This is a genomic window from Flavobacterium laiguense (assembly GCF_003097655.1).
Taxonomy (GTDB): Bacteria; Bacteroidota; Bacteroidia; order Flavobacteriales; family Flavobacteriaceae; genus Flavobacterium; species Flavobacterium laiguense.
Genome location: NZ_QCZH01000017.1, coordinates 25,483 through 45,482, shown reverse-complemented (window position 1 = coordinate 45,482; position 20,000 = coordinate 25,483). Strand labels below are relative to the sequence as shown.

19 protein-coding genes and 1 riboswitch are annotated in these 20,000 nt (G+C 35.3%); of the genes, 9 read left to right on the top strand and 10 right to left on the bottom strand.

Features of this window, described 5'->3' with window-relative positions; translation table 11 throughout:
• Positions 1-60: 60 nt before the first annotated feature.
• The 3 genes from DB891_RS13225 to DB891_RS13215 form a co-directional block, all read right to left on the bottom strand.
• On the bottom strand, positions 61-1,026 hold the full coding sequence (locus DB891_RS13225) for an alpha/beta fold hydrolase (RefSeq protein ID WP_116764086.1): 966 nt from the start codon (positions 1,024-1,026) through the stop codon (positions 61-63).
• A gap of 77 nt (positions 1,027-1,103) precedes the next feature.
• A riboswitch (SAM riboswitch) is annotated at positions 1,104-1,211 on the bottom strand.
• A 232-nt stretch (positions 1,212-1,443) separates the two neighbouring features.
• Complete coding sequence (locus tag DB891_RS13220) at positions 1,444-1,653, bottom strand: hypothetical protein (RefSeq protein ID WP_116764050.1); 210 nt, start codon at positions 1,651-1,653, stop codon at positions 1,444-1,446.
• A gap of 115 nt (positions 1,654-1,768) precedes the next feature.
• The gene (locus DB891_RS13215) at positions 1,769-1,996 is read right to left on the bottom strand and encodes a hypothetical protein (protein WP_116764049.1); all 228 of its coding nucleotides are present in this window, start codon (positions 1,994-1,996) and stop codon (positions 1,769-1,771) included.
• 805 nt (positions 1,997-2,801) lie between these two features.
• Here DB891_RS13215 and metK point away from each other — a divergent pair.
• Positions 2,802-4,052: a methionine adenosyltransferase gene (gene metK / locus DB891_RS13210; protein WP_116764085.1), complete on the top strand. Its 1,251-nt coding sequence runs from the start codon at positions 2,802-2,804 to the stop codon at positions 4,050-4,052.
• A 68-nt stretch (positions 4,053-4,120) separates the two neighbouring features.
• Here the strand turns inward: metK and DB891_RS13205 are convergent, their stop codons facing one another.
• The gene (locus DB891_RS13205; protein ID WP_116764048.1) at positions 4,121-5,596 is read right to left on the bottom strand and encodes a M28 family peptidase; all 1,476 of its coding nucleotides are present in this window, start codon (positions 5,594-5,596) and stop codon (positions 4,121-4,123) included.
• Between the two features lie 366 nt (positions 5,597-5,962).
• Here DB891_RS13205 and DB891_RS13200 point away from each other — a divergent pair, with 366 nt between their 5' ends.
• The 3 genes from DB891_RS13200 to DB891_RS13190 all read left to right on the top strand — a co-directional run bounded on the left by DB891_RS13200 (position 5,963) and on the right by DB891_RS13190 (position 7,429).
• Positions 5,963-6,580: a deoxynucleoside kinase gene (locus DB891_RS13200; protein ID WP_116764047.1), complete on the top strand. Its 618-nt coding sequence runs from the start codon at positions 5,963-5,965 to the stop codon at positions 6,578-6,580.
• 179 nt (positions 6,581-6,759) lie between these two features.
• Positions 6,760-7,056 carry a type II toxin-antitoxin system HigB family toxin gene (locus DB891_RS13195; protein ID WP_116764046.1) on the top strand — a complete coding sequence of 99 codons (297 nt, stop codon included), beginning with the start codon at positions 6,760-6,762 and terminating at the stop codon, positions 7,054-7,056.
• A gap of 4 nt (positions 7,057-7,060) precedes the next feature.
• Positions 7,061-7,429: a helix-turn-helix domain-containing protein gene (locus DB891_RS13190; RefSeq protein ID WP_116764045.1), complete on the top strand. Its 369-nt coding sequence runs from the start codon at positions 7,061-7,063 to the stop codon at positions 7,427-7,429.
• A 106-nt stretch (positions 7,430-7,535) separates the two neighbouring features.
• Here the strand turns inward: DB891_RS13190 and DB891_RS13185 are convergent, their stop codons facing one another.
• From DB891_RS13185 to DB891_RS13165, 5 genes are all read right to left on the bottom strand, one after another.
• Positions 7,536-10,121: a sodium-translocating pyrophosphatase gene (locus DB891_RS13185; protein WP_116764044.1), complete on the bottom strand. Its 2,586-nt coding sequence runs from the start codon at positions 10,119-10,121 to the stop codon at positions 7,536-7,538.
• A 111-nt stretch (positions 10,122-10,232) separates the two neighbouring features.
• Positions 10,233-10,763, bottom strand: a complete 531-nt coding sequence (locus DB891_RS13180; RefSeq protein ID WP_116764043.1) for an inorganic diphosphatase — start codon at positions 10,761-10,763, stop codon at positions 10,233-10,235.
• A 123-nt stretch (positions 10,764-10,886) separates the two neighbouring features.
• Positions 10,887-11,489, bottom strand: coding sequence for a DNA-3-methyladenine glycosylase family protein (locus DB891_RS13175; protein WP_116764042.1), 603 nt, complete (start codon positions 11,487-11,489; stop codon positions 10,887-10,889).
• Positions 11,490-11,626: 137 nt separating this feature from the next.
• Entirely contained in the window at positions 11,627-14,128 is a 2,502-nt protein-coding gene (locus tag DB891_RS13170; protein ID WP_116764084.1) for a DUF5686 and carboxypeptidase-like regulatory domain-containing protein, read from the bottom strand.
• A gap of 112 nt (positions 14,129-14,240) precedes the next feature.
• Positions 14,241-15,221 (bottom strand): pyruvate dehydrogenase complex E1 component subunit beta, encoded by a 981-nt coding sequence (locus DB891_RS13165; RefSeq protein WP_116764041.1) that lies wholly within the window; start codon positions 15,219-15,221, stop codon positions 14,241-14,243.
• Positions 15,222-15,611: 390 nt separating this feature from the next.
• On the opposite strand from DB891_RS13165, the gene DB891_RS13160 reads away from it, so the two are divergent.
• The 4 genes from DB891_RS13160 to DB891_RS13145 all read left to right on the top strand — a co-directional run bounded on the left by DB891_RS13160 (position 15,612) and on the right by DB891_RS13145 (position 19,061).
• On the top strand, positions 15,612-16,358 hold the full coding sequence (locus DB891_RS13160) for an electron transfer flavoprotein subunit beta/FixA family protein (RefSeq protein WP_116764040.1): 747 nt from the start codon (positions 15,612-15,614) through the stop codon (positions 16,356-16,358).
• A gap of 74 nt (positions 16,359-16,432) precedes the next feature.
• Positions 16,433-17,401 carry an electron transfer flavoprotein subunit alpha/FixB family protein gene (locus DB891_RS13155; RefSeq protein ID WP_116764039.1) on the top strand — a complete coding sequence of 323 codons (969 nt, stop codon included), beginning with the start codon at positions 16,433-16,435 and terminating at the stop codon, positions 17,399-17,401.
• 163 nt (positions 17,402-17,564) lie between these two features.
• A complete protein-coding gene (locus tag DB891_RS13150; RefSeq protein ID WP_116764038.1) occupies positions 17,565-18,188 on the top strand; it encodes a bifunctional nuclease domain-containing protein in 624 nt (207 codons plus the stop codon).
• A gap of 21 nt (positions 18,189-18,209) precedes the next feature.
• Positions 18,210-19,061, top strand: a complete 852-nt coding sequence (locus tag DB891_RS13145) for a thymidylate synthase (protein ID WP_116764037.1) — start codon at positions 18,210-18,212, stop codon at positions 19,059-19,061.
• 66 nt (positions 19,062-19,127) lie between these two features.
• Here DB891_RS13145 and DB891_RS13140 read toward each other — a convergent pair whose 3' ends face one another.
• Positions 19,128-19,424, bottom strand: a complete 297-nt coding sequence (locus tag DB891_RS13140; protein ID WP_116764036.1) for an isoamylase early set domain-containing protein — start codon at positions 19,422-19,424, stop codon at positions 19,128-19,130.
• 233 nt (positions 19,425-19,657) lie between these two features.
• Between DB891_RS13140 and DB891_RS13135 the strand changes: the two genes are divergently transcribed.
• Positions 19,658-19,999 (top strand): 2TM domain-containing protein, encoded by a 342-nt coding sequence (locus tag DB891_RS13135; RefSeq protein ID WP_116764083.1) that lies wholly within the window; start codon positions 19,658-19,660, stop codon positions 19,997-19,999.
• Position 20,000 lies beyond the last annotated feature (1 nt).

Here is a 20,000-nt window from a genome sequence, read left to right as displayed (position 1 = left end):
CCGTCTATCCCTCACGCGCGTGACCAAGAACCTTTTCGTTTAACGAGAACTTTATATTTCCTAATTAAAAATTCCTTTAAGCAAATTGTCCAATTGTTTGTATTCAATCAAGAAAGCATCGTGTCCGTGAATGGAATCAATCTCTTGAAAAGTAACATTGGCTTTGTGTTTTTTCAATTCCTCGTACGTTTCTTTATTTTCCTTTACCGAAAAAAACAAATCCGAATTGATTCCAATAATATGAATATCCGCTTCTATTTGAGACGCTACGGCAAGAAAAGATTCTCTGCCTCTCGAAATATCTATCGTCTTCAGCAATTGATTCATCAACTTATAGGCCGAAAGTTGAAAGCGCTTTTGCAGTTTCCCTCCATGATGACTCAGCCAACTTTCTATATTAAAAACGGCTAATTCTTCGTTTGTTGTTCTGTCAAATTTTGCTTTAAAAGATTCTGGTGTTCTATAACACAACATCGCGTGAATACGAGCGTCCTCTATTGGCTTAGCCGAATTATTTAGAATTTGTTCTTGCAAAAAACAATTGGCGATTAACCAATCTGTAGATTTCCAATCCGTTGCAATAGGTATTAAATGTTGGGCTATTTTAGGTTCTAATGCCGCAATTTCCCAAGCAATTCCGCCACCTACTGAACCACCAATAATAGCAAACAATTGAGTAATCTGAAGAACTTTGAGTCCTTCTACAAAAAGTCTGGCAACATCTCTAGCCGTAAAATCCAGATAGTTTTCAATTATGGTATCATCAAAACCATTTCCGGGTACGTTAAAAGCAAGTATGGTGTATTTGTTGGTGTCTATCGTTCTGTTTTCACCAATAAGCACATTCCACCATCCCTTTAAACCTACAACTTGAGAGTTTCCGGTTAGTGCATGATTAACCAAAACAATAGGTGCAGTATGTAAGGCTGGGCCAAAAAGATGATAACTCAAATTGATGGTTGCATAAAAAGCACCACTTTCGGTAGTGAAATTTTGTATGGTAAGTGTGGTTGGTTTATTTTCCAATTTCAAATCTTTAATGAATTTTTGATTTGTACCTGGAAATATTATGAAGAAAGCTAGAGAAACTAGATCAATTCTTTGTGTTATCTTTCCACGTTTGGCGTGGTAGAATGCAGCACCTTCTTCGATAAATCGAAGGGTTGCTAAGGCTTCATTGGGTCTAATCCCTCTGCCTTTCTTTATAACATTTCAATACGTTTCTGAACTTAATGGTGCAAATTAACTACTATTTTATGAAACAACCAAATTATTATTCGACTTCATTATCGAAACAGTGGTTTTCCATAAATTAAAAGTTTGCCGCGAAATGCACTAATTCTCATGAATTCCTTTGTATTTCTAAAGAATGTTTCGCGTTTTTATTCGTGCATTTCGTGACAAAAAACTTTTACTTACTTTTCCTGATTTCAAAACTCATATTTAAATAAAAAGAGTTCCGTTTTCTTTAGAGTACATGTGAAACAATAAAGAATTCTTGCCTTTTTTAGCTTTCAAATCGAAATTTTCATCCACATCAAATCTTGGGTGATCTAACTCTTTTTTAGGATTGAATGGCTCTCCTTTTATTGCTCTCAAAATTGTGTTTTTTAGTAACTCTACTTTGCTTGTGATATATGTTATAGTTTTCATGATACTTTATTTTTGTAATTGATATTTATTTATGGCTTATAATTCAAATGCCGTACAGCATTTTCTTTTTTTTATAGCACAATGAGTTTCGTTTCCTAAAAGTTCAATTGTGCTTTTATGCTTTTAATTCGATAAAAAGACTGGATAAACAACAGACCTTGAAATCTTCCAGATCTTCCCATCTAGTCGAGAGTCGAATCAAATCTTTGGTTGTTCCCGTGACGAGCTGCTGTTCATCGGCTACTTTCTTGGCAGCTTTGGCAGAACCAAATAAATTGGCTGCGTGTTTGGCTACATCTTGTTTAGCGTGCAATGCATTGGCTGTGAAGGTTTTTGAACTCATAATTTCTACTTTATTAAGTTATATATTTTATTGAAAACCGAAACTTTCTCAGCTTCTATTTTTCTTTTATTTTTTACTCTGTTTACTACTACATTTCTAGACCGAAAAACAAAAAACCCTTTTAGATACGTATCCAAAAGGGTTTTAAGTTGTACTATAAACTTATACTTTTTGGAATCAGCACACACACACACACATCATGGCATAAATACACGTCATCATCGTCTTCGATTTTGCTTTGCAAATGTTAACCTTAATTGTGTCGAGTTGTTTCATACTTAATATTGTTCTAATTCTTGAAAATAATGATTTAAAAATGGCCTAAAAAAAAACCTCCCAGGTTTATTGGGAGGTTTTTGCTATATCTTTTTAATTTAAAATTAAGCTATACCGTCCCTGCAGGATTTATCCTGAATGGCTTTAGACATATTACATACATTAAATTGCATCTTTGTTTTTTTGTTGTAGCAAAATTGCAAACTTTTTTCCGAAATTCCAAATGTAAAATATTAAAATAACAAGAAAATAACATTTGTTTAATTCTGTAACATATTATACTATAGCTAAATCCAATTTTTTATATCAAAAAAAAGTTAAGAACAATTTGCAATTCAAAATGGTTTCATACATTTGCACCCGAATACCAGAGGAAAAATTTGAACTGATTGCAACCTCTTCATAATGAAACGAATTCATTATGGATGCTGAAAAATTTTCAGTAGAAAAAATGCTAAAGCAGAAACTCTCCTTTAGCCCTTTTACAGCAATTGTTTTTTCTCGACTAATTTTTAAATTTATAATTATTATGGCTTATTTATTTACGTCAGAATCTGTAAGTGAGGGACACCCAGACAAAGTTGCAGATCAAATTTCGGATGCATTAATTGACAACTTTTTGGCATTTGATGCTGACTCAAAAGTAGCTTGTGAAACTTTAGTTACTACTGGTCAAGTAATTTTGGCGGGTGAAGTTAAGTCGAATACCTACTTAGATGTACAACAAATTGCGCGCGAAGTGATTCGCAAAATTGGATATACTAAAAGTGAATATATGTTTGAAGCCAATTCTTGTGGTATTCTTTCAGCCATTCACGAACAATCTGCCGATATTAATCAAGGAGTTGATAGAGCAAGCAAAGAAGAACAAGGTGCCGGTGACCAAGGAATGATGTTTGGTTACGCCACAAATGAAACCGAAAATTATATGCCTTTGGCACTTGATTTATCTCATAAATTATTGCAGGAATTAGCAATTTTAAGACGTGAAGACAACGAAATAAAGTATTTACGTCCTGACGCAAAATCCCAAGTTACTTTGGAATATAGTGATGACAACAAACCAACACGTATTGATGCTATCGTAATTTCTACTCAACACGATGATTTTGACGAAGAAGCTACCATGCTTGCCAAAATCAAAAAAGACATTGTTGAGATATTGATTCCAAGAATCATTGCAAAAAATCCTGCTCACGCTCATTTATTCAATGATAAAATTCAATACCACATCAACCCAACTGGAAAATTCGTAATTGGAGGGCCTCACGGAGATACTGGATTGACGGGAAGAAAAATCATTGTAGATACATACGGTGGAAAAGGAGCTCACGGTGGTGGTGCTTTCTCTGGAAAAGATCCAAGTAAAGTAGATAGAAGTGCGGCTTATGCTACACGTCATATCGCTAAAAACCTTGTTGCTGCAGGTGTTGCCGATGAGATTTTGGTTCAAGTTTCTTATGCTATTGGAGTTGCAAAACCAATGGGTATTTTTATTGACACTTACGGAACTTCAAAAGTGAATTTGACCAATGGTGAAATTGCCAAAAAAGTAGAAGCCATTTTTGACATGCGTCCTTACTTCATCGAACAACGTTTGAAATTAAGGAACCCAATCTACAGCGAAACTGCGGCTTACGGTCACATGGGACGTACTCCAGAAACGGTAACAAAAACGTTTTCTGCTCCTGGTGGTTTGACGAAAACAGTAACAGTTGATTTATTTACTTGGGAGAAATTAGATTTCGTTGATCAAGTAAAAACTGCTTTTGGATTGTAATATTTCCAAACTTTAAATACATAAAAAAAACCAACTCAATGAGTTGGTTTTTTTTGTGCCTGATATTTCTATCTTTCAAATTTGACGTTGGGTAATGTCTTTGGACGGATTGGATCATTCGATAACATCCAGCCTGTTCGATAAATCCACTCTGTCATTTTATGCAACTTAAGGTAATCGATATTCTCGGATTCGTCCATAGGAGTATGATACTGACTATGCAAAACACTAGTGAAGAAAACCGAGGGAATTCCTTTTCTAGCATAAGGCAGATGGTCTGAACGAAAGAAGAAATATTCTGGGTGTTCTGGTTTATCCCAAAGTTTATCCAAATCAAACTTAGGACCTTCTTCATTGGCTTTCTTAGCGATATTAACTAAATCTGACGAATTTTCATGAGGAGAACTGGAGCCTAATAAAGCGGCTTGATTTATATCATTTCTCCCTATCATATCCCCATTTAACACTGCCACGATAGCTGACTCAGCTACTGTTGGGTGTGCCGAGTACCATCTTGACCCTAATAAACCTCGCTCTTCCGAACCATGAAACACAAATAAAGCACTTCTTTTGCCTGGTTGTTTTTTAAAGGCTCTAGCAATAGCCAGCATCGCTACACAAGTGCTCGCATTATCATCTGCTCCGTTATAAATAGAATCTTGACCATATTTTTGTCTAACCCCATCATGGTCTTGATGTCCGCTAAACAATACATATTCATTTTTGAGCTTAGGATCTGTCCCTTCAATTTTTCCAACAACATTAACAGAAGGGTATTTATAGGTTTCCGAAAACACTTGAGTCGACAACATTTCTTTAGTATTTTTTAAAAACTCCAACTGATCACCATGCAACCAAAAAACAGGCATTGTAGCCCCTATTTTATCTCGAAGACCTTCAATTCCATAAATACCTCGTGTCATTTGAGGTTCTACTTGTGACCAGCTTTTTTCTGCATCAGAATCAGCAACAATAATAAGAGCTGCTGCTCCATACTTAACTAATAAGTCGTAGTATTTGGTTCTTACTAAACCTGGATAACGCCTGTCAAAAAGAGAAATGTCATTTGCAATCCCTTCTTGAGAGGCAAGTATAACAACAGCTTTTCCTTTAATATCAGTTGCTTCTATTTGTTCCTTTGTCGCTATACCAAGATAGACCAAAGGAGCATCTACTTTCACATTCGTTGTTTCAGCAACCAAAACCTCTTTCCATAAATCATACGATTTTTGACCAATTTTAAAGTTTGTGTTTGAGGTTACTTGATGTCTGTATAAATCGAAAAACTGAAAAAAAGTGCCATCATCTCCAGCAGGAACCATCCCAGCTGCTTCTGCTTTTTTAGCCAGCCACATCGATACTTTTAATTCATCCAATGTTCCAGCTTCTCTACCATTAAAATGGTCTCCAGCCATTTGATACAAATCGGTTTTAAGATCTTCCGTAGTAATTGCTCCAACTAAAGGCTTCTTAATTACCTGTGCCAAACTGACACTACCATTAACAATCAAAAGAGAACAAACAAGAAGTATTTTATTTTTCATGAGTTTTGAATTAGACAATCCAAACTTAACAAAATAAAACTATTCCATAGCGAATTTAAAATTTATTCAAAAACATAATTTATCAGGATTGAGTTTTAATTCTAAGAGAAATAAAAACCATTTCCTGAAAAAGATTGATTTTATTATAAATAAAGCCATTCATCAAGTACGAATGGTTTTTTTTTGCCTTTTTCAAGAAACACAGCATTTCTAAGTCCTAAAATCAACACTAAGTAAAATGTTTTTATTAAAAAACAATGAAAATACTATTTTGAAAAATGGTTCGTTAAATTCTGTTGCTAAACCCAAATTTTATCTATTTTTACATTTTTATACAACTATAAATTATAAAATCGCAATACCGTAATGCACATAGCAATAGCAGGAAACATAGGCTCAGGAAAAACAACATTAACACGCTTATTAGCCAAGCATTTTAAATGGGAACCCCATTTTGAAGAAGTGGTAGACAACCCTTATCTGGATGATTTTTACCACCAAATGGAACGTTGGTCTTTTAATTTGCAAATTTATTTCTTGAATAGCCGTTTCCGTCAAATCATGCAAATTCGTGAAAGTGGAAAAAAGTTTATTCAAGATAGAACCATTTATGAAGATGCTCATATTTTCGCCCCCAATCTTTATGCTATGGGCTTGATGACCAATCGTGATTTTGAAAATTATTCCTCTCTTTTTGAATTAATGGAATCTTTAGTAAAACCACCTGATTTACTAATTTACTTAAGAAGCTCCATTCCCAACTTAGTAGGGCAAATTCACAAACGTGGACGCGAATACGAAAATACCATCTCTATTGACTATTTGAGCCGTCTCAACGAGCGTTATGAAGCTTGGGTTCACACGTACACCAAAGGAAAAATAATGATTATTGATGTAGACCACGTTAATTTTGTTGACAATCCAGAGGACTTAGGAAACATCATCAATCGAATTGATGCCGAGTTGAATGGAGGGTTGTTTTAAAAAACAGATTTTACGAATTTACATAAAGAAGCCTCATTGCAACAAATTGCAATGAGGCTTCTTTATTTCAATTAAATCCTTAAAATTTTTAAATTCATTTTTAGTTTTATTGTTAAATTCAAAAAAATATTTTTCCCAAATAGGGAATTTATAAGTACCTTTGACATTCAAAGCAACCTATGAGAATAATTGCCAAAAGAACCTTGCAAAATTTCTGGGAAAAATATCCCAACTCAAAACAGCAATTATTAGCTTGGTATCAGGTTTTTGACAAAAATACGCTTGACAATTCTAATGCTATAAAATCAATTTTTGGCTCAGCAGATTTTGTCGGAAATAATAAAGTTATATTTAATATTTGCGGCAATCATTATCGGTTAATCGTGAAAATTAATTATGTAACACACATTGTCTATATTTTATTTATAGGAACCCACTCCGAATATGACGATTTGAAAGACATTAAAAACTTATAAAAAAATGGAAATACATCCTATTAAAACAGAAAAAGATTATGACTTGGCATTAGAAAGGGTAAACCTCCTTTTTGACGCTAAGCCTAATACCAATGAAGGAGATGAATTAGACATTTTAGTAACGCTAATAGAAAAGTACGAAGAAATGCATTACCCTATTCCCGAGCCTGATCCAATTGAAGCGATTAAATTTATGATGGAACAAAAAGGAATTACTGATGCCGATTTAGGTGTTATTTTGAACAGCCGTTCAAGAGTTACCGAAATTTTCAAACGCAAAAGAGCTTTAACTATTAAACAAATTCGTTTGCTTACAGAAAACCTTCATATTCCAGCTTCCACTTTGATTAAAGAATATGCTTTGAAACAATAGTTTTAACTTATTTAAACAAAAAAACACCTCATTACGAAAATTCGAAATGAGGTGTTTTTAGTATAGAATCTTAGACAAAGTCGTCAACTTTGATCAAAATATTTTCTTATTTCACGGCATCAATCTGGGCTTCGACCTCAGCATCTGTTCCTTGAAATTGCTTAACGACAACATTGCCATTTACTGTAGTTGTAATTGTGGCACTTACTTTCCCGTTAAGGTTTGTTTTTTCAATTCTAACTTCACTACCCATAGACATCGTCTTTTTGACGCAACAAGCTTTCCCTTTATGAGCGACAAATTTTCCGTCTTTATCATAATGAGACAAACACATTTCTTTTTCCTCAGGTGAACATTTAAGACTGTCGCACATTTTAGCACATTCCTCTTTGGTCATTTTAGACAATTTAGACATGTCGCATTTCCCCATCATCATTGCTCCTTCTTTCATGTGGCATTCTTTCATCCAGATTTCTTTCTTTTCTGGACAAGTGCCTTTTGCATCCATGGTACTTTCTCCACTTCCTAAAATTGGAGCCATCACCAGTCCAATCAAACAGGTCAATTTAATTAAGATGTTCATCGATGGACCAGAAGTATCTTTGAACGGATCTCCAATAGTATCACCAGTTACTGCAGCTTTGTGCGCATCCGAACCTTTATAAGTCATTTCCCCATTAATCATCACCCCTGCTTCAAATGATTTTTTGGCATTGTCCCAAGCACCACCGGCGTTATTTTGAAAAATAGCCCAAAGTACCCCAGAAACAGTAACTCCGGCCATGTATCCCCCAAGCATTTCGGCAATCATTTCGTTGTTATCTCCATAGACTAATTTACCAAGAAGCACAATCGCAATTGGGAAACCAATCGTTAAAATTCCTGGTAGCATCATTTCGCGTAAAGCGGCTTTAGTAGAAATATCAACACATTTTGCATATTCCGGTTTTCCCGTTCCTTCCATGATTCCTGGAATTTCTTTGAACTGACGACGTACTTCGTACACCATATCCATCGCAGCTTTTCCTACTGAATTCATCGCTAAAGCTGAGAAAACCACGGGTATCATACCTCCAACAAATAGCATCGCCAATACTGGCGCTTTGAAAATATTAATTCCGTCAATTCCTGTAAAAGTCACATAAGCGGCAAATAAAGCCAAAGATGTTAAAGCTGCCGAAGCAATCGCAAAACCTTTACCTGTTGCAGCCGTTGTATTACCAACTGAGTCCAAAATATCGGTTCTGGTACGCACTTCTTTCGGCAATTCACTCATTTCGGCAATTCCACCTGCATTGTCCGATATAGGTCCAAAAGCATCGATTGCCAGTTGCATCGCTGTGGTTGCCATCATTGCTGAAGCCGCCAATGCCACTCCATAAAATCCTGCCAAAGCATAAGAGGTCCAGATAGCCGCCGCAAACAATAATACGGTTGGAAAAGTAGAAATCATTCCTGTTGCCAATCCTGCAATTACGTTTGTTCCTGCTCCCGTACTCGATTTTTGAACAATCGCCATTACTGGTTTCTTACCTAATCCCGTATAATATTCCGTTACCGATGAAATAGCTCCACCTACAACTAGACCAATAAGAGTTGCGTAAAATACTCTCATCGATGAAATATCCATTGATCCCTCACCAAAGAAAGTCATGCTCATTGTTTCCGGCAACATATATTGCACTAGGAAGTAACAAGCGATAGCTGTTAAAACTATAGAAACCCAGTTTCCTATATTTAATGCTTTTTGAACTTGCGCTTCTTTGGCATTTTCATCTGTAATTTTAACGAGCATAGTACCAATTATAGAAAACAAAATTCCGAAACCGGCAATTGCCATTGGTAATAAAATAGGCCCAATTCCACCAAAAGCATCTTGAATGTTTCCATTCATATCTTTTATCACATAATTCCCAAGTACCATTGCTGCTAGAACTGTTGCTACATACGAACCAAATAAATCGGCTCCCATTCCGGCAACATCTCCCACATTATCTCCTACGTTATCCGCAATGGTTGCAGGATTACGAGGGTCATCTTCTGGAATACCTGCTTCGACTTTACCCACCAAATCGGCACCTACATCGGCAGCTTTGGTATAGATTCCTCCCCCCACGCGGGCAAACAAAGCGATAGATTCAGCTCCAAGAGAAAAGCCAGCCAATGTTTCTAAAACAATAGTCATATCTTCTGTAGAAGTCCAATGCCCGTTCATAAAGATTTGGAAGAAAACAATAAAAAAACCAGTCAACCCCAAAACAGCTAAACTCGCTACACCTAATCCCATTACCGTACCTCCGCCAAAAGAAACTTTCAAGGCTTGCGGTAAACTCGTACGAGCAGCTTGTGTCGTTCTCACATTGGTTTTTGTTGCAATTTTCATACCCATATTTCCCGCTAATGCAGAGAAAAATGCCCCGAACACAAATGCTACTACTATTAATATATTGGTTTGAACACCCGGAATAAAAGTAACTCCTGCCAAAACAGCACTTGCAATAACTACAAATACAGCCAGTAATCTATATTCCGCTTTTAAGAAAGCCAAAGCTCCTTCATATATGTGATCTGATATCTCCTTCATTTTACCATCTCCTGCATCTTGTTTCAATACCCAAGATCGTTTGATAGCCATAAAAACAAGCCCTACTAATGCCATAAAAATTGGCACATAAATCATAATTGAATTCATAAATTTACTTTTTGGTTGGTTAGTATAAAATCTTAAACGAAAGCAATTTAAACAAAAAAAGCAACACTCATTGAAGAGTGTTGCTTTTTTATAAAATTTAAAGGGCGAAAATTATTTAATACTAAATAATCCTGCTGGTTTATTTTCAATTTGATCAAAACGTTCTGTACATTCTTTAATGATAGCATACGCTTCGTTTACATCTCCCCAACCTTCTACATCCACTTGTTTGTTTTCAAGATCTTTGTAAACTTGGAAGAAATGCTCGATTTCTTTCAATAAGTGTGGGTTGATATCCGATAGGTTTTCTAATGAATTCCAAATTGGATCAGAAACTGGTACACAAATTACTTTTTCGTCTGGTCCTTTATCATCTGCCATGTGGAAAACTCCAATAGGCTTCACTTCCATTACACATCCAGGAAAAGTTGGTTCAGTTACCAATACCAAAACATCTAATGGATCCCCGTCTAATGCTAAAGTTTCTGGAATAAAACCATAATCAGCTGGGTACATCATAGAAGAGAACAACATTCTATCAAAACGCATTCTTTTTATTTCAAAATCGTACTCATATTTATTTCTACTTCCTCTTGGAATTTCGATTAAAACATCGAAAGTTGTTAATTTGTCTGCAGTCATTATTATTTATATTTTCTTAAATTATTCTCTTAATTTATTTACGAATGCAAAAGTAATCAAACAATACTTTTTTACAATAAAATATAGACAATATATACTATATCGTTTTCGTTAAATTTTCAATCAATACACTATTGTTCTTTTACGTTTTTTTAGATAATAATGCCAAAGCAAAAATGTAGCATAAGAGCGGTGAGGACTCCATTTCTCGGTATGATTTTCCATTTCTTGTTTGTCATGGATTTCAAGCAGTTCCTTTATGGTATTCACCACCGCAATATCGCCCAGTGGCAGCAAATCGGGTTCTTGCAAACAAAACATCAAATAAATATCTATTGTCCAATTGCCAATTCCTTTAATCTTTATGAGTTCTTCGCGCACTTGTTGAGCCGATTTTTGCGGCAAACTGTCTAAATCTATTTCCTCATTCAGAATAGCAGACGCCAATGCTTTTATATAAGTCGTTTTTTGTCGGCTTACGCCAAAGGCTCTATATTCTTCATCAGAAACTAAAATCAGTAATTCTGGTTGAAAAATAGTGTGCTCTGCTTTTATTTTTAAAAAAGTGGCTTTTGCAGAATCTATTGATACTTGCTGTTCTAAAATCAACAGCACCAAAGTCTCAAATCCCTGAGGTCTTTTAGGAATTGTTGGCAACCCGTAGGTGTCTATGATGAGTTTGAATATGGAATCTTTTTCTAAAAGATGATCGATAGCTTGTTGCATAGTTTGATGTTTTAGCCCTCCCGATAGCTATCGGGAGGAAACGGCATCCTTTTTAAGAGATAATTTTTCTTTATCTCTTAAAAAGATATAGTGTACAGCTGGACACGAGTGAAACGAACTGACGAAGTAAATAGCTCCTAAAAATAGAATCCAAATGATCCTTTTACCGTAAATCTATTAGTACTTGGGGTGTCGAGATAACTGCCTCTCCAAGCAAAATCCAAACGGAATACTTTGAAGATATTCCCAATTCCCGCATTGTATTCCCAATATACATTCTCTGGTGCCACATAGACTAAGCCCGAAGCATTTATGGCTCTATTGGCATCCGACACCGTTCCGTAAGCGGCTTTTACCCCTACGAATTCTCTCCAATTTAGTTTTCGCATAAAAGGAACTCTCGCAAATAGTCTTCCGTTGAAATCATGGTTCCATTGCATCATGGCATATTGATCCGTAATAAACTCATAATAATTAAGATTGCTGAAGGTGTTTTCGATAGTGAAAAACGTTTGATTCCCTGGTATAATACTCAACAATCCCAATGGAATCGTGCCAAAAGTTTTTCCTAGCTCCAAAATCAAATTGGTGCGCCCAAGTGGCCCAATAATGATGGGTTGTTTATAATAGATTTCGATTTTTTTATAATTAAAATCACTATTGATTATCCCTTTATAACCTTGACTATAATTAGCAAAAACCGTCGTATAGGGACTATTGGCAATACTTCTTTCTACACCAAATGCTACAGTTCTTCGGTTAGGCGTATACATTGCTTGAATGTTAAATTCCGATTGGGTTGTATTGCTTTTTACAACTCCCGCAGGATTCTCTGCCGTTGGTAAAGTGGTATAATAATCTAAGCTAAAAACTGGCGATGCCGATTCCAGTGTTTTATAGGTCACTCCCGTTTGAAAGGTTAGGTTTTTAATCGGTTCCATTGCAATATAGGCATTGGTCAATCCTATATTGGTTAACTTCCCGTTGGATCCTGTGGTAAAAAAGGCCGAAGAACCAAAATTTCTAGCCAAAATATCATTGGTAGTGGTTAGACTTGCTCCCAATTGCTCAATATCTCGCCTATTCCCGCCAGAAATAATAATTCGATTTTTCTTTTCAATCATCCATTTTCCGGCAAAACCATACTTAAACCTTTTATCGTCAAAACCATAGGCTGTAAAAGCTTGCACACGCCAGGGATCATTCGGTCCAAAATAGGTTCGACCTCCTAATTGTACTCTAAAACCCTCGACTTCATTGTATCCAAATGTCGAGAAAATAGGCCCTATATCATATACGTCGTAATTTATGTAACCACTCGCAAGAATCTGAACTACATCATACAATTGCTTAAATTTCTTGACTGTTTGCAAAGTATCGAGCATTTTATACACACCCAGTTCATCTTTGCTTAATTTTTCAAATCGATTTTCATTCCAAAAATCCTCGGTTTTATTATAAACTTCATCATCACGAAAATTTACTTCTTCTTTATAAAAGTCAACCGGTTTTTCTTTATTGAATTCATGATTCCTGTAAAAAGTGGTTCGCTTACCATACACCCCTTTTGATTTTTCTTTTTTATTTAAAGCAAAATCAGACATCAAATAATCTTTGGTCAACAGAAAAACAGAATCATTTAAAACATCAAATTCTTGTTCTACATAAACATCCTTTACCCAGTTGATATTGGCGCTTTTGGTAACGGCCATGTTGATTTTTTTGATGGCAAATGTGGTGTCGTTTACCCAAAAATCTCCTTTGAAAGTCAGTTCATTTTTTCGCCTTGGATAAAAAACAATATTATAACACCATTTCTTATCAATGTAAGCACTGTCCCTTAATACATAATTGTAAACATCAATTCCCGTTGTTGATAGTGGGCTGGTAAAACTTTTATCAAACAAAGTGAGGTAATTACTATAAATATTGTAATCCGAATACAAGTCTTTTATAAAAGATATAATTTGTTGATTCCCTTCAAATCCAGACGTTTTATTAGCTTTTGTTATCTCCTTGACCTTCTTCAATTTATTGTCGCCATAAATATCAATTAACGCTTCGTTTATAAAGATAGGCAAATACGTTTTTCCAGTAATTTTTGAAGTGTCAACTTGATTAAATATAAACTCCATGCCCTTGAAAATCTTCTTTTTCATAAACGCACTGTCAATAGAATTCAAGTCGAACTCAACTTTTTCATACTTCTCCATTTGGTATTGGCCAAATAGGTACAAACCATTTTTACGCTTTTTCTCCCAAATCTTCCTTAGAATATCGAGTGCTGGATTGTTCTTTTTAGACGTTTTTCCGGTATAAATAACCACTTCTTTCAAACTCTCCTGTTCGCTTAATTCAACCGTAAAATTATAATTGACCGATTTGTTAAGCGTTATTTCTTTTTCAGAAAAACCAACTGAGGTTATCAATAGTGTCTTATAAGTGTTTGGAGATTCCATATAAAAACGTCCATCTTCGTTGGTCACAGTCCCTGTACTGGAATTTTTGAAAACCACATTGGCGAATGGAATAGGCTGTTTGGATTTGTCAACAACAATACCACTCACTTTTGTTTGCGCAAAAATGGGGCTTGCGATTGCAAGTAATAAAAACAGACCGAAGAATATATATTTTTTCATAATCATCAAAAAAAAAACTTCATCAAATTTACATTTCTGATGAAGTTTTAAACATATTAATTTAAGAATATTAGACATTTTAAAAATCTAAAGATTCAGAAAGTCTAAAAATCTATTTTTTATACATTACTTTCTTAACCGCTTTCACAACATCCGCAGCATTTGGCAACCATTCTTTCAACAATACTGGAGAATAGGGCGCTGGAGTATCGGCAGTGGTAATACGTTGAATTGGCGCATCTAGAAAATCAAAAGCTTGCTCTTGAACCAAGAAAGCAATCTCCGAAGATACACTAGCAAACGGCCAAGCCTCTTCAAGAATTACCAATCTATTTGTTTTTCTAACTGATGTCAAAATCGCATCTTTATCCATAGGGCGAACAGTTCTCAAGTCGATAATTTCACATGAAATTCCTTCCTTGATCAATTCATCTGCCGCGATATAGGCTTCTTTGATAATTTTTCCGAAAGAAACGATAGTTACATCAGTCCCTTCACGTTTGATAGCGGCAACTCCAATAGGAACCGTATATTCACCATCTGGCACTTCACCTTTATCACCATACATTTGTTCAGATTCCATGAAAATAACTGGGTCATTGTCACGAATTGCCGATTTCAACAAACCTTTGGCATCATAAACATTAGACGGAACCACCACTTTAAGTCCTGGAGTATTGGCAAACCAGTTCTCGATAGCTTGAGAGTGTGTTGCTCCCAATTGTCCTGCCGAAGCAGTTGGTCCTCGAAAAACGATAGGCACATTAAACTGTCCACCGGTCATCTGACGCATTTTGGCAGCATTATTTATAATTTGATCAATTCCAACCAAACAGAAATTGAAAGTCATGTATTCCACTATCGGGCGACAACCATTCATTGCCGATCCTACTGCAATTCCAGTAAAACCAAGCTCTGCGATTGGCGTGTCAATTACTCTTTTCTCCCCAAATTCGGCAAGCATTCCTTTTGATGCTTTGTATGCACCATTGTATTCTGCTACCTCTTCACCCATTAAGTATATGGACTCATCGCGACGCATTTCTTCGCTCATCGCTTCGCAAATGGCCTCTCTAAATTGTATCGTTCTCATATTTATATAGTCTGTGTGTAATTTTTAGAAACGCAAAAATAATTATTTTAAATCACTTAAAAGCATAAATCACTTTAAAATAACACCTCTTTACACATATGCTTTTTAGGAGCTATTCCAGCTATCCACCATATCCGGACTACGAAATCGATGTAATTCAGTAAAACACATCCATTCTAGAATGAAAAAACAAAACCCCAGCCAAATCAACTATCTCATAATTCACAAAAACGAGTCAATTATTTATATTTTTTTTGATTAAAACACATCAACAGAAACAATAAATTACGAAATCGTAATAGCCAAACAAAATGTTATGCATGCATAGTATTTTATTCAATTTATTATTTTAAATTTGTCGAAGAAATTACGAATTATAAAACATAAATTATGAAAATATTAGTTTGCATCAGCCACGTTCCTGATACTACTTCAAAAATCAACTTCACCAACGGAGACTCTGAGTTTGACACCAATGGGGTTCAATATGTAATTAATCCAAATGACGAATTTGGTTTAACTCGTGCCATTTGGTTCCAAGAACAACAAGGCGCTACAGTTACTGTAGTGAATGTTGGTGGACCAGATACTGAACCTACTTTAAGAAAAGCATTGGCCATTGGTGCTAATGAAGCTATTCGCGTAAATGCAAATCCTACTGATGGCTTTTTTGTAGCCAAACAATTAGCCGAAGTAATCAAAAATGGTGGTTATGATGTTGTGATTGCCGGAAAAGAATCATTGGATTATAATGGAGGAATGGTTCCTGGTATGATTGCTGGAATTTTAGGCTATAACTTTTTAAACTCATGCACCAACATCGCCGTTGACGGAGCAAACGTAACTGCTGTTCGTGAAATCGATGGTGGTAAAGAAACCGTTAGTACTACATTGCCTGTTATTATCGGAGGTCAAAAAGGTCTTGTTGAAGAAAAGGATTTACGTATCCCAAACATGAGAGGAATTATGACTGCTAGAACAAAAGCATTAACAATCCTTGAACCGGTTGACGCTTCTGTAAATACTAAAGCGGTGAAATTTGAAAAACCAGCTCCAAAATCAGCAGTAAAATTGGTTTCGGCTGACAACTTGGATGAATTGATCAATTTATTACACAACGAAGCAAAAGTAATCTAGTAATCGGTTTTTAGTCACAGTTTTCAGTTGTAAAACTTTAAACCTTAAACTTTAAATTTTTAAACAAAAAAATCATGTCAATATTAATATATGCAGAATCTGCAGAAGGAAAATTTAAAAAAGTAGCATTAGAACTAGCTTCTTATGCCAAAAAGGTAGCTGAATCATTAGGCACTACCGTTACAGCTGTGACGGTAAATGCAGGAGATGTTTCGGAATTATCAAAATACGGAGTAGACAAAGTTTTAAAAGTAGCCAATGACAAATTAGCTGGTTTTACTGCCAAAGCTTATGCTGATGTCATCAAACAAGCTGCACAAAAAGAAGGCGCTAAAGTAGTTTTACTATCTTCTACCACGGACAGTATTTACCTGTCTTCATTAGTTGCGGTAGCGCTAGAAGCAGGTTTTGCTTCAAATGTGGTGGGATTACCGGTAAGCACTTCTCCTTTTCAAGTAAAAAGAAATGCATTTTCAAATAAAGCGTTCAACATTACAGAAATCAATACCGATGTTAAGGTTTTGGCTCTAGCCAAAAACTCGTATGGAATTTTTGAAAATGCTTCAGCATTAGCAGAAGAAGATTTCAATCCAACCATCGAAGATGCTGATTTTGGAGTAAAAGTAGTTTCTGTTGAAAAAGTAACCGGAAAAGTTTCTATTGCTGATGCTGATATTGTGGTTTCTGCAGGACGTGGTCTTAAAGGACCTGAAAACTGGGGAATGATTGAAGAATTGGCTGGAGTTCTTGGAGCTGCAACTGCATGTTCAAAACCAGTATCAGATATCGGATGGAGACCTCACGGAGAACACGTAGGACAAACAGGAAAGCCCGTAGCAACCAATTTATATATCGCCATTGGAATCTCAGGAGCCATTCAACATATTGCGGGAATCAACTCCTCAAAAGTAAAAGTAGTTATCAATAGCGACCCAGAAGCTCCTTTCTTTAAAGTTGCTGATTATGGAGTTGTAGGTGATGCTTTTGAAATTGTACCACAATTAATAGCAAAATTAAAAATTTTTAAAGAGCAACAGTCTTAAAAACAAATATCTCTAGTTAAATATAGCTGCCTAAAAACAAGATAATCGTATCTTTGCTTTAGGTAGCTTTTTTGTTCGATAAATTTTGACTAAAATTGCACTTTTATTTAATATATAAAACGACACTATTAATAAGGTACTTTGTACTTTCTATTATACTAACATGAGTCTAGTAAAATTATCCATAAAAGGAATTTCATATAGTCAAACCCAAAACGGTGCGTATGCATTGATTTTGAACGAGGTTGATGGCGAAAGAAAATTACCGATTGTTATCGGAGCATTCGAAGCCCAATCTATTGCTATTGCTTTAGAGAAAGAAATTAAGCCTCCTCGACCATTGACTCATGATTTATTCAAAAATTTTGCCGATCGATTTGACATTGTTGTCAAACAAGTCATCATACACAAGCTAGTTGACGGTGTTTTCTATTCCAGCATTATATGCGAAAGAGATAAAATCGAAGAAATAATTGATGCCAGAACTTCAGATGCCATTGCATTAGCCATTCGATTTAACGCTCCTATGTTTACTTATAAAAACATATTGGACAAAGCTGGAATTTATTTAAAAGCAAATCCACTTGAAACCGATGCGGCTTCTCAAGAAATAGACGATATTCTTTCTAATCCCGAAACTTTTGGTCATACTCCCGAAAGCAACGAATCTGGCAACACCTATGCTAAACACAGTTTGCAGGAATTAAACGAATTATTGCAACAAGCTGTGGAGCACGAAGATTATGAAAAAGCCGCTAAAATTAGGGACGAAATTTCAAAACGATAAACTACAAATCACAACCCTAGAATGAAGCAATACTTAGATTTAGTACAACACGTTATGAAAAACGGTTGTCAAAAAGGAGATCGTACCGGAACTGGAACAAAAAGTGTATTTGGCCACCAAATGCGATTTGATTTGAGTGAAGGTTTCCCCATGGTAACTACCAAAAAATTACATCTTAAATCTATAATTTACGAATTGCTTTGGTTTCTCAAAGGGGATACAAATATCAAATACTTACAAGAAAACGGCGTTAAAATTTGGGATGCTTGGGCCGACAGCAATGGCGACTTGGGGCCTGTTTACGGACACCAATGGCGCAATTGGAACAGCGAGGAAATTGACCAAATTTCTGAACTTATTACCGAATTAAAAACAAATCCAAACAGCCGAAGAATGCTCGTTTCTGCATGGAATCCATCGGTTCTTCCAGATACGACTAAGTCATTTGAGGAGAATGTTGCCAACAACAAAGCGGCCTTGCCTCCTTGTCATGCCTTTTTTCAATTTTATGTAGCTGCCCCAGATGAAACCAAGGGAGAAACTAAAGGAAAACTATCTTGTCAATTGTACCAACGCAGTGCCGATGTTTTTTTGGGTGTTCCTTTTAATATAGCCTCCTATGCCTTATTAACAATGATGATTGCGCAGGTTTGCAACCTTGAAGTTGGAGAATTTATCCACACCTTTGGTGACGCTCACATTTACAACAATCACTTTGAGCAACTCGAATTACAACTCACACGTGAGCCAAAACCATTGCCAAAAATGATTTTGAATCCCGCTATAAAAAACATCTTCGATTTTGATTTCGATGACTTTACTTTAGAAGGATACGAACCACATGCCCTCATTAAAGGAAACGTTGCTGTCTAAATAAACAAAACACCAATCTGATTTATAAAAAATTCCGCTTTCAACAAGCGGAATTTTTTATTGGGATTATATTGCTAATACACTGTTCTCTGCACCTGCGTAATCATTCCACTTGAATGAATCGGCTTCTGGTTCATTTACAAACACGCCATCTATGACATATTTAAATTCATAAACAGCATCTTTATTTAAATCAAAAGTAGCTTTGAAAGTACCATTTTTCAATTTACTTAAAGCTCCCTCTTCTAAACTCCAGTTATTAAAATCCCCAACAACAGAAGCTTCATTAGCCGTTTTAGCTTCAACTGAAAAAGTAACTTTACAAACTGGCTTTGTTTTTACAAATTGTTTCTTTATAGACATAACTATTTAGTTTTTAAGATTATACCAAAGTAAATAAAATAATTCGACATTACAATCTGGCCTATACAGAATTGATGTAATAACAAGAAAAAGCATTCTTTTTTATTCTTTTAAGAAAATAGCTCCAATAATTTTTTGATTCCAAAATAAGAAAACGATTTCTCATTAATATTCAATAATCAGAATAGTGTCTTTAAAAAATATATTTTATCTTTATGGACAAAATTTATACCATGGAAAAAGAATTACACGAGCAATATGAATACGCCAGAAGACGCCTAAGACAAAAGAAAAGGCTCTATTACCATTTTGTTCTCTTTACTTTGATTAGCATCTTTTTATTCACCGCTCATCGATTTTTCGATATTGGTATAGATACAAACTGGTCTACATGGATTATTATCGTATGGCTATTCCTTTTTATATTACATTTTATAAAAGTATTCATTACCGATCGTTTTATGAACAAATATTGGGAAAGAGATCAGATCGACAGACTTGTAGCTTTACAGCAAAAAAAAATAGCCCAATTGCAATCTAAAATTGAAGAAAATAATTCAAATAAAATCCCCTAGT

Bases quoted from the DNA above. Each gene is read 5' to 3' on its own strand.
- DB891_RS13220 (WP_116764050.1), bottom strand. From the start codon at position 1,653: ATGAAAACTATAACATATATCACAAGCAAAGTAGAGTTACTAAAAAAC.
- DB891_RS13215 (WP_116764049.1), bottom strand. From the start codon at position 1,996: ATGAGTTCAAAAACCTTCACAGCCAATGCATTGCACGCTAAACAAGAT.
- metK (WP_116764085.1), top strand. From the start codon at position 2,802: ATGGCTTATTTATTTACGTCAGAATCTGTAAGTGAGGGACACCCAGAC.
- DB891_RS13205 (WP_116764048.1), bottom strand. From the start codon at position 5,596: ATGAAAAATAAAATACTTCTTGTTTGTTCTCTTTTGATTGTTAATGGT.
- DB891_RS13200 (WP_116764047.1), top strand. From the start codon at position 5,963: ATGCACATAGCAATAGCAGGAAACATAGGCTCAGGAAAAACAACATTA.
- DB891_RS13195 (WP_116764046.1), top strand. From the start codon at position 6,760: ATGAGAATAATTGCCAAAAGAACCTTGCAAAATTTCTGGGAAAAATAT.
- DB891_RS13190 (WP_116764045.1), top strand. From the start codon at position 7,061: ATGGAAATACATCCTATTAAAACAGAAAAAGATTATGACTTGGCATTA.
- DB891_RS13185 (WP_116764044.1), bottom strand. From the start codon at position 10,121: ATGAATTCAATTATGATTTATGTGCCAATTTTTATGGCATTAGTAGGG.
- DB891_RS13180 (WP_116764043.1), bottom strand. From the start codon at position 10,763: ATGACTGCAGACAAATTAACAACTTTCGATGTTTTAATCGAAATTCCA.
- DB891_RS13175 (WP_116764042.1), bottom strand. From the start codon at position 11,489: ATGCAACAAGCTATCGATCATCTTTTAGAAAAAGATTCCATATTCAAA.
- DB891_RS13170 (WP_116764084.1), bottom strand. From the start codon at position 14,128: ATGAAAAAATATATATTCTTCGGTCTGTTTTTATTACTTGCAATCGCA.
- DB891_RS13165 (WP_116764041.1), bottom strand. From the start codon at position 15,221: ATGAGAACGATACAATTTAGAGAGGCCATTTGCGAAGCGATGAGCGAA.
- DB891_RS13160 (WP_116764040.1), top strand. From the start codon at position 15,612: ATGAAAATATTAGTTTGCATCAGCCACGTTCCTGATACTACTTCAAAA.
- DB891_RS13155 (WP_116764039.1), top strand. From the start codon at position 16,433: ATGTCAATATTAATATATGCAGAATCTGCAGAAGGAAAATTTAAAAAA.
- DB891_RS13150 (WP_116764038.1), top strand. From the start codon at position 17,565: ATGAGTCTAGTAAAATTATCCATAAAAGGAATTTCATATAGTCAAACC.
- DB891_RS13145 (WP_116764037.1), top strand. From the start codon at position 18,210: ATGAAGCAATACTTAGATTTAGTACAACACGTTATGAAAAACGGTTGT.
- DB891_RS13140 (WP_116764036.1), bottom strand. From the start codon at position 19,424: ATGTCTATAAAGAAACAATTTGTAAAAACAAAGCCAGTTTGTAAAGTT.
- DB891_RS13135 (WP_116764083.1), top strand. From the start codon at position 19,658: ATGGAAAAAGAATTACACGAGCAATATGAATACGCCAGAAGACGCCTA.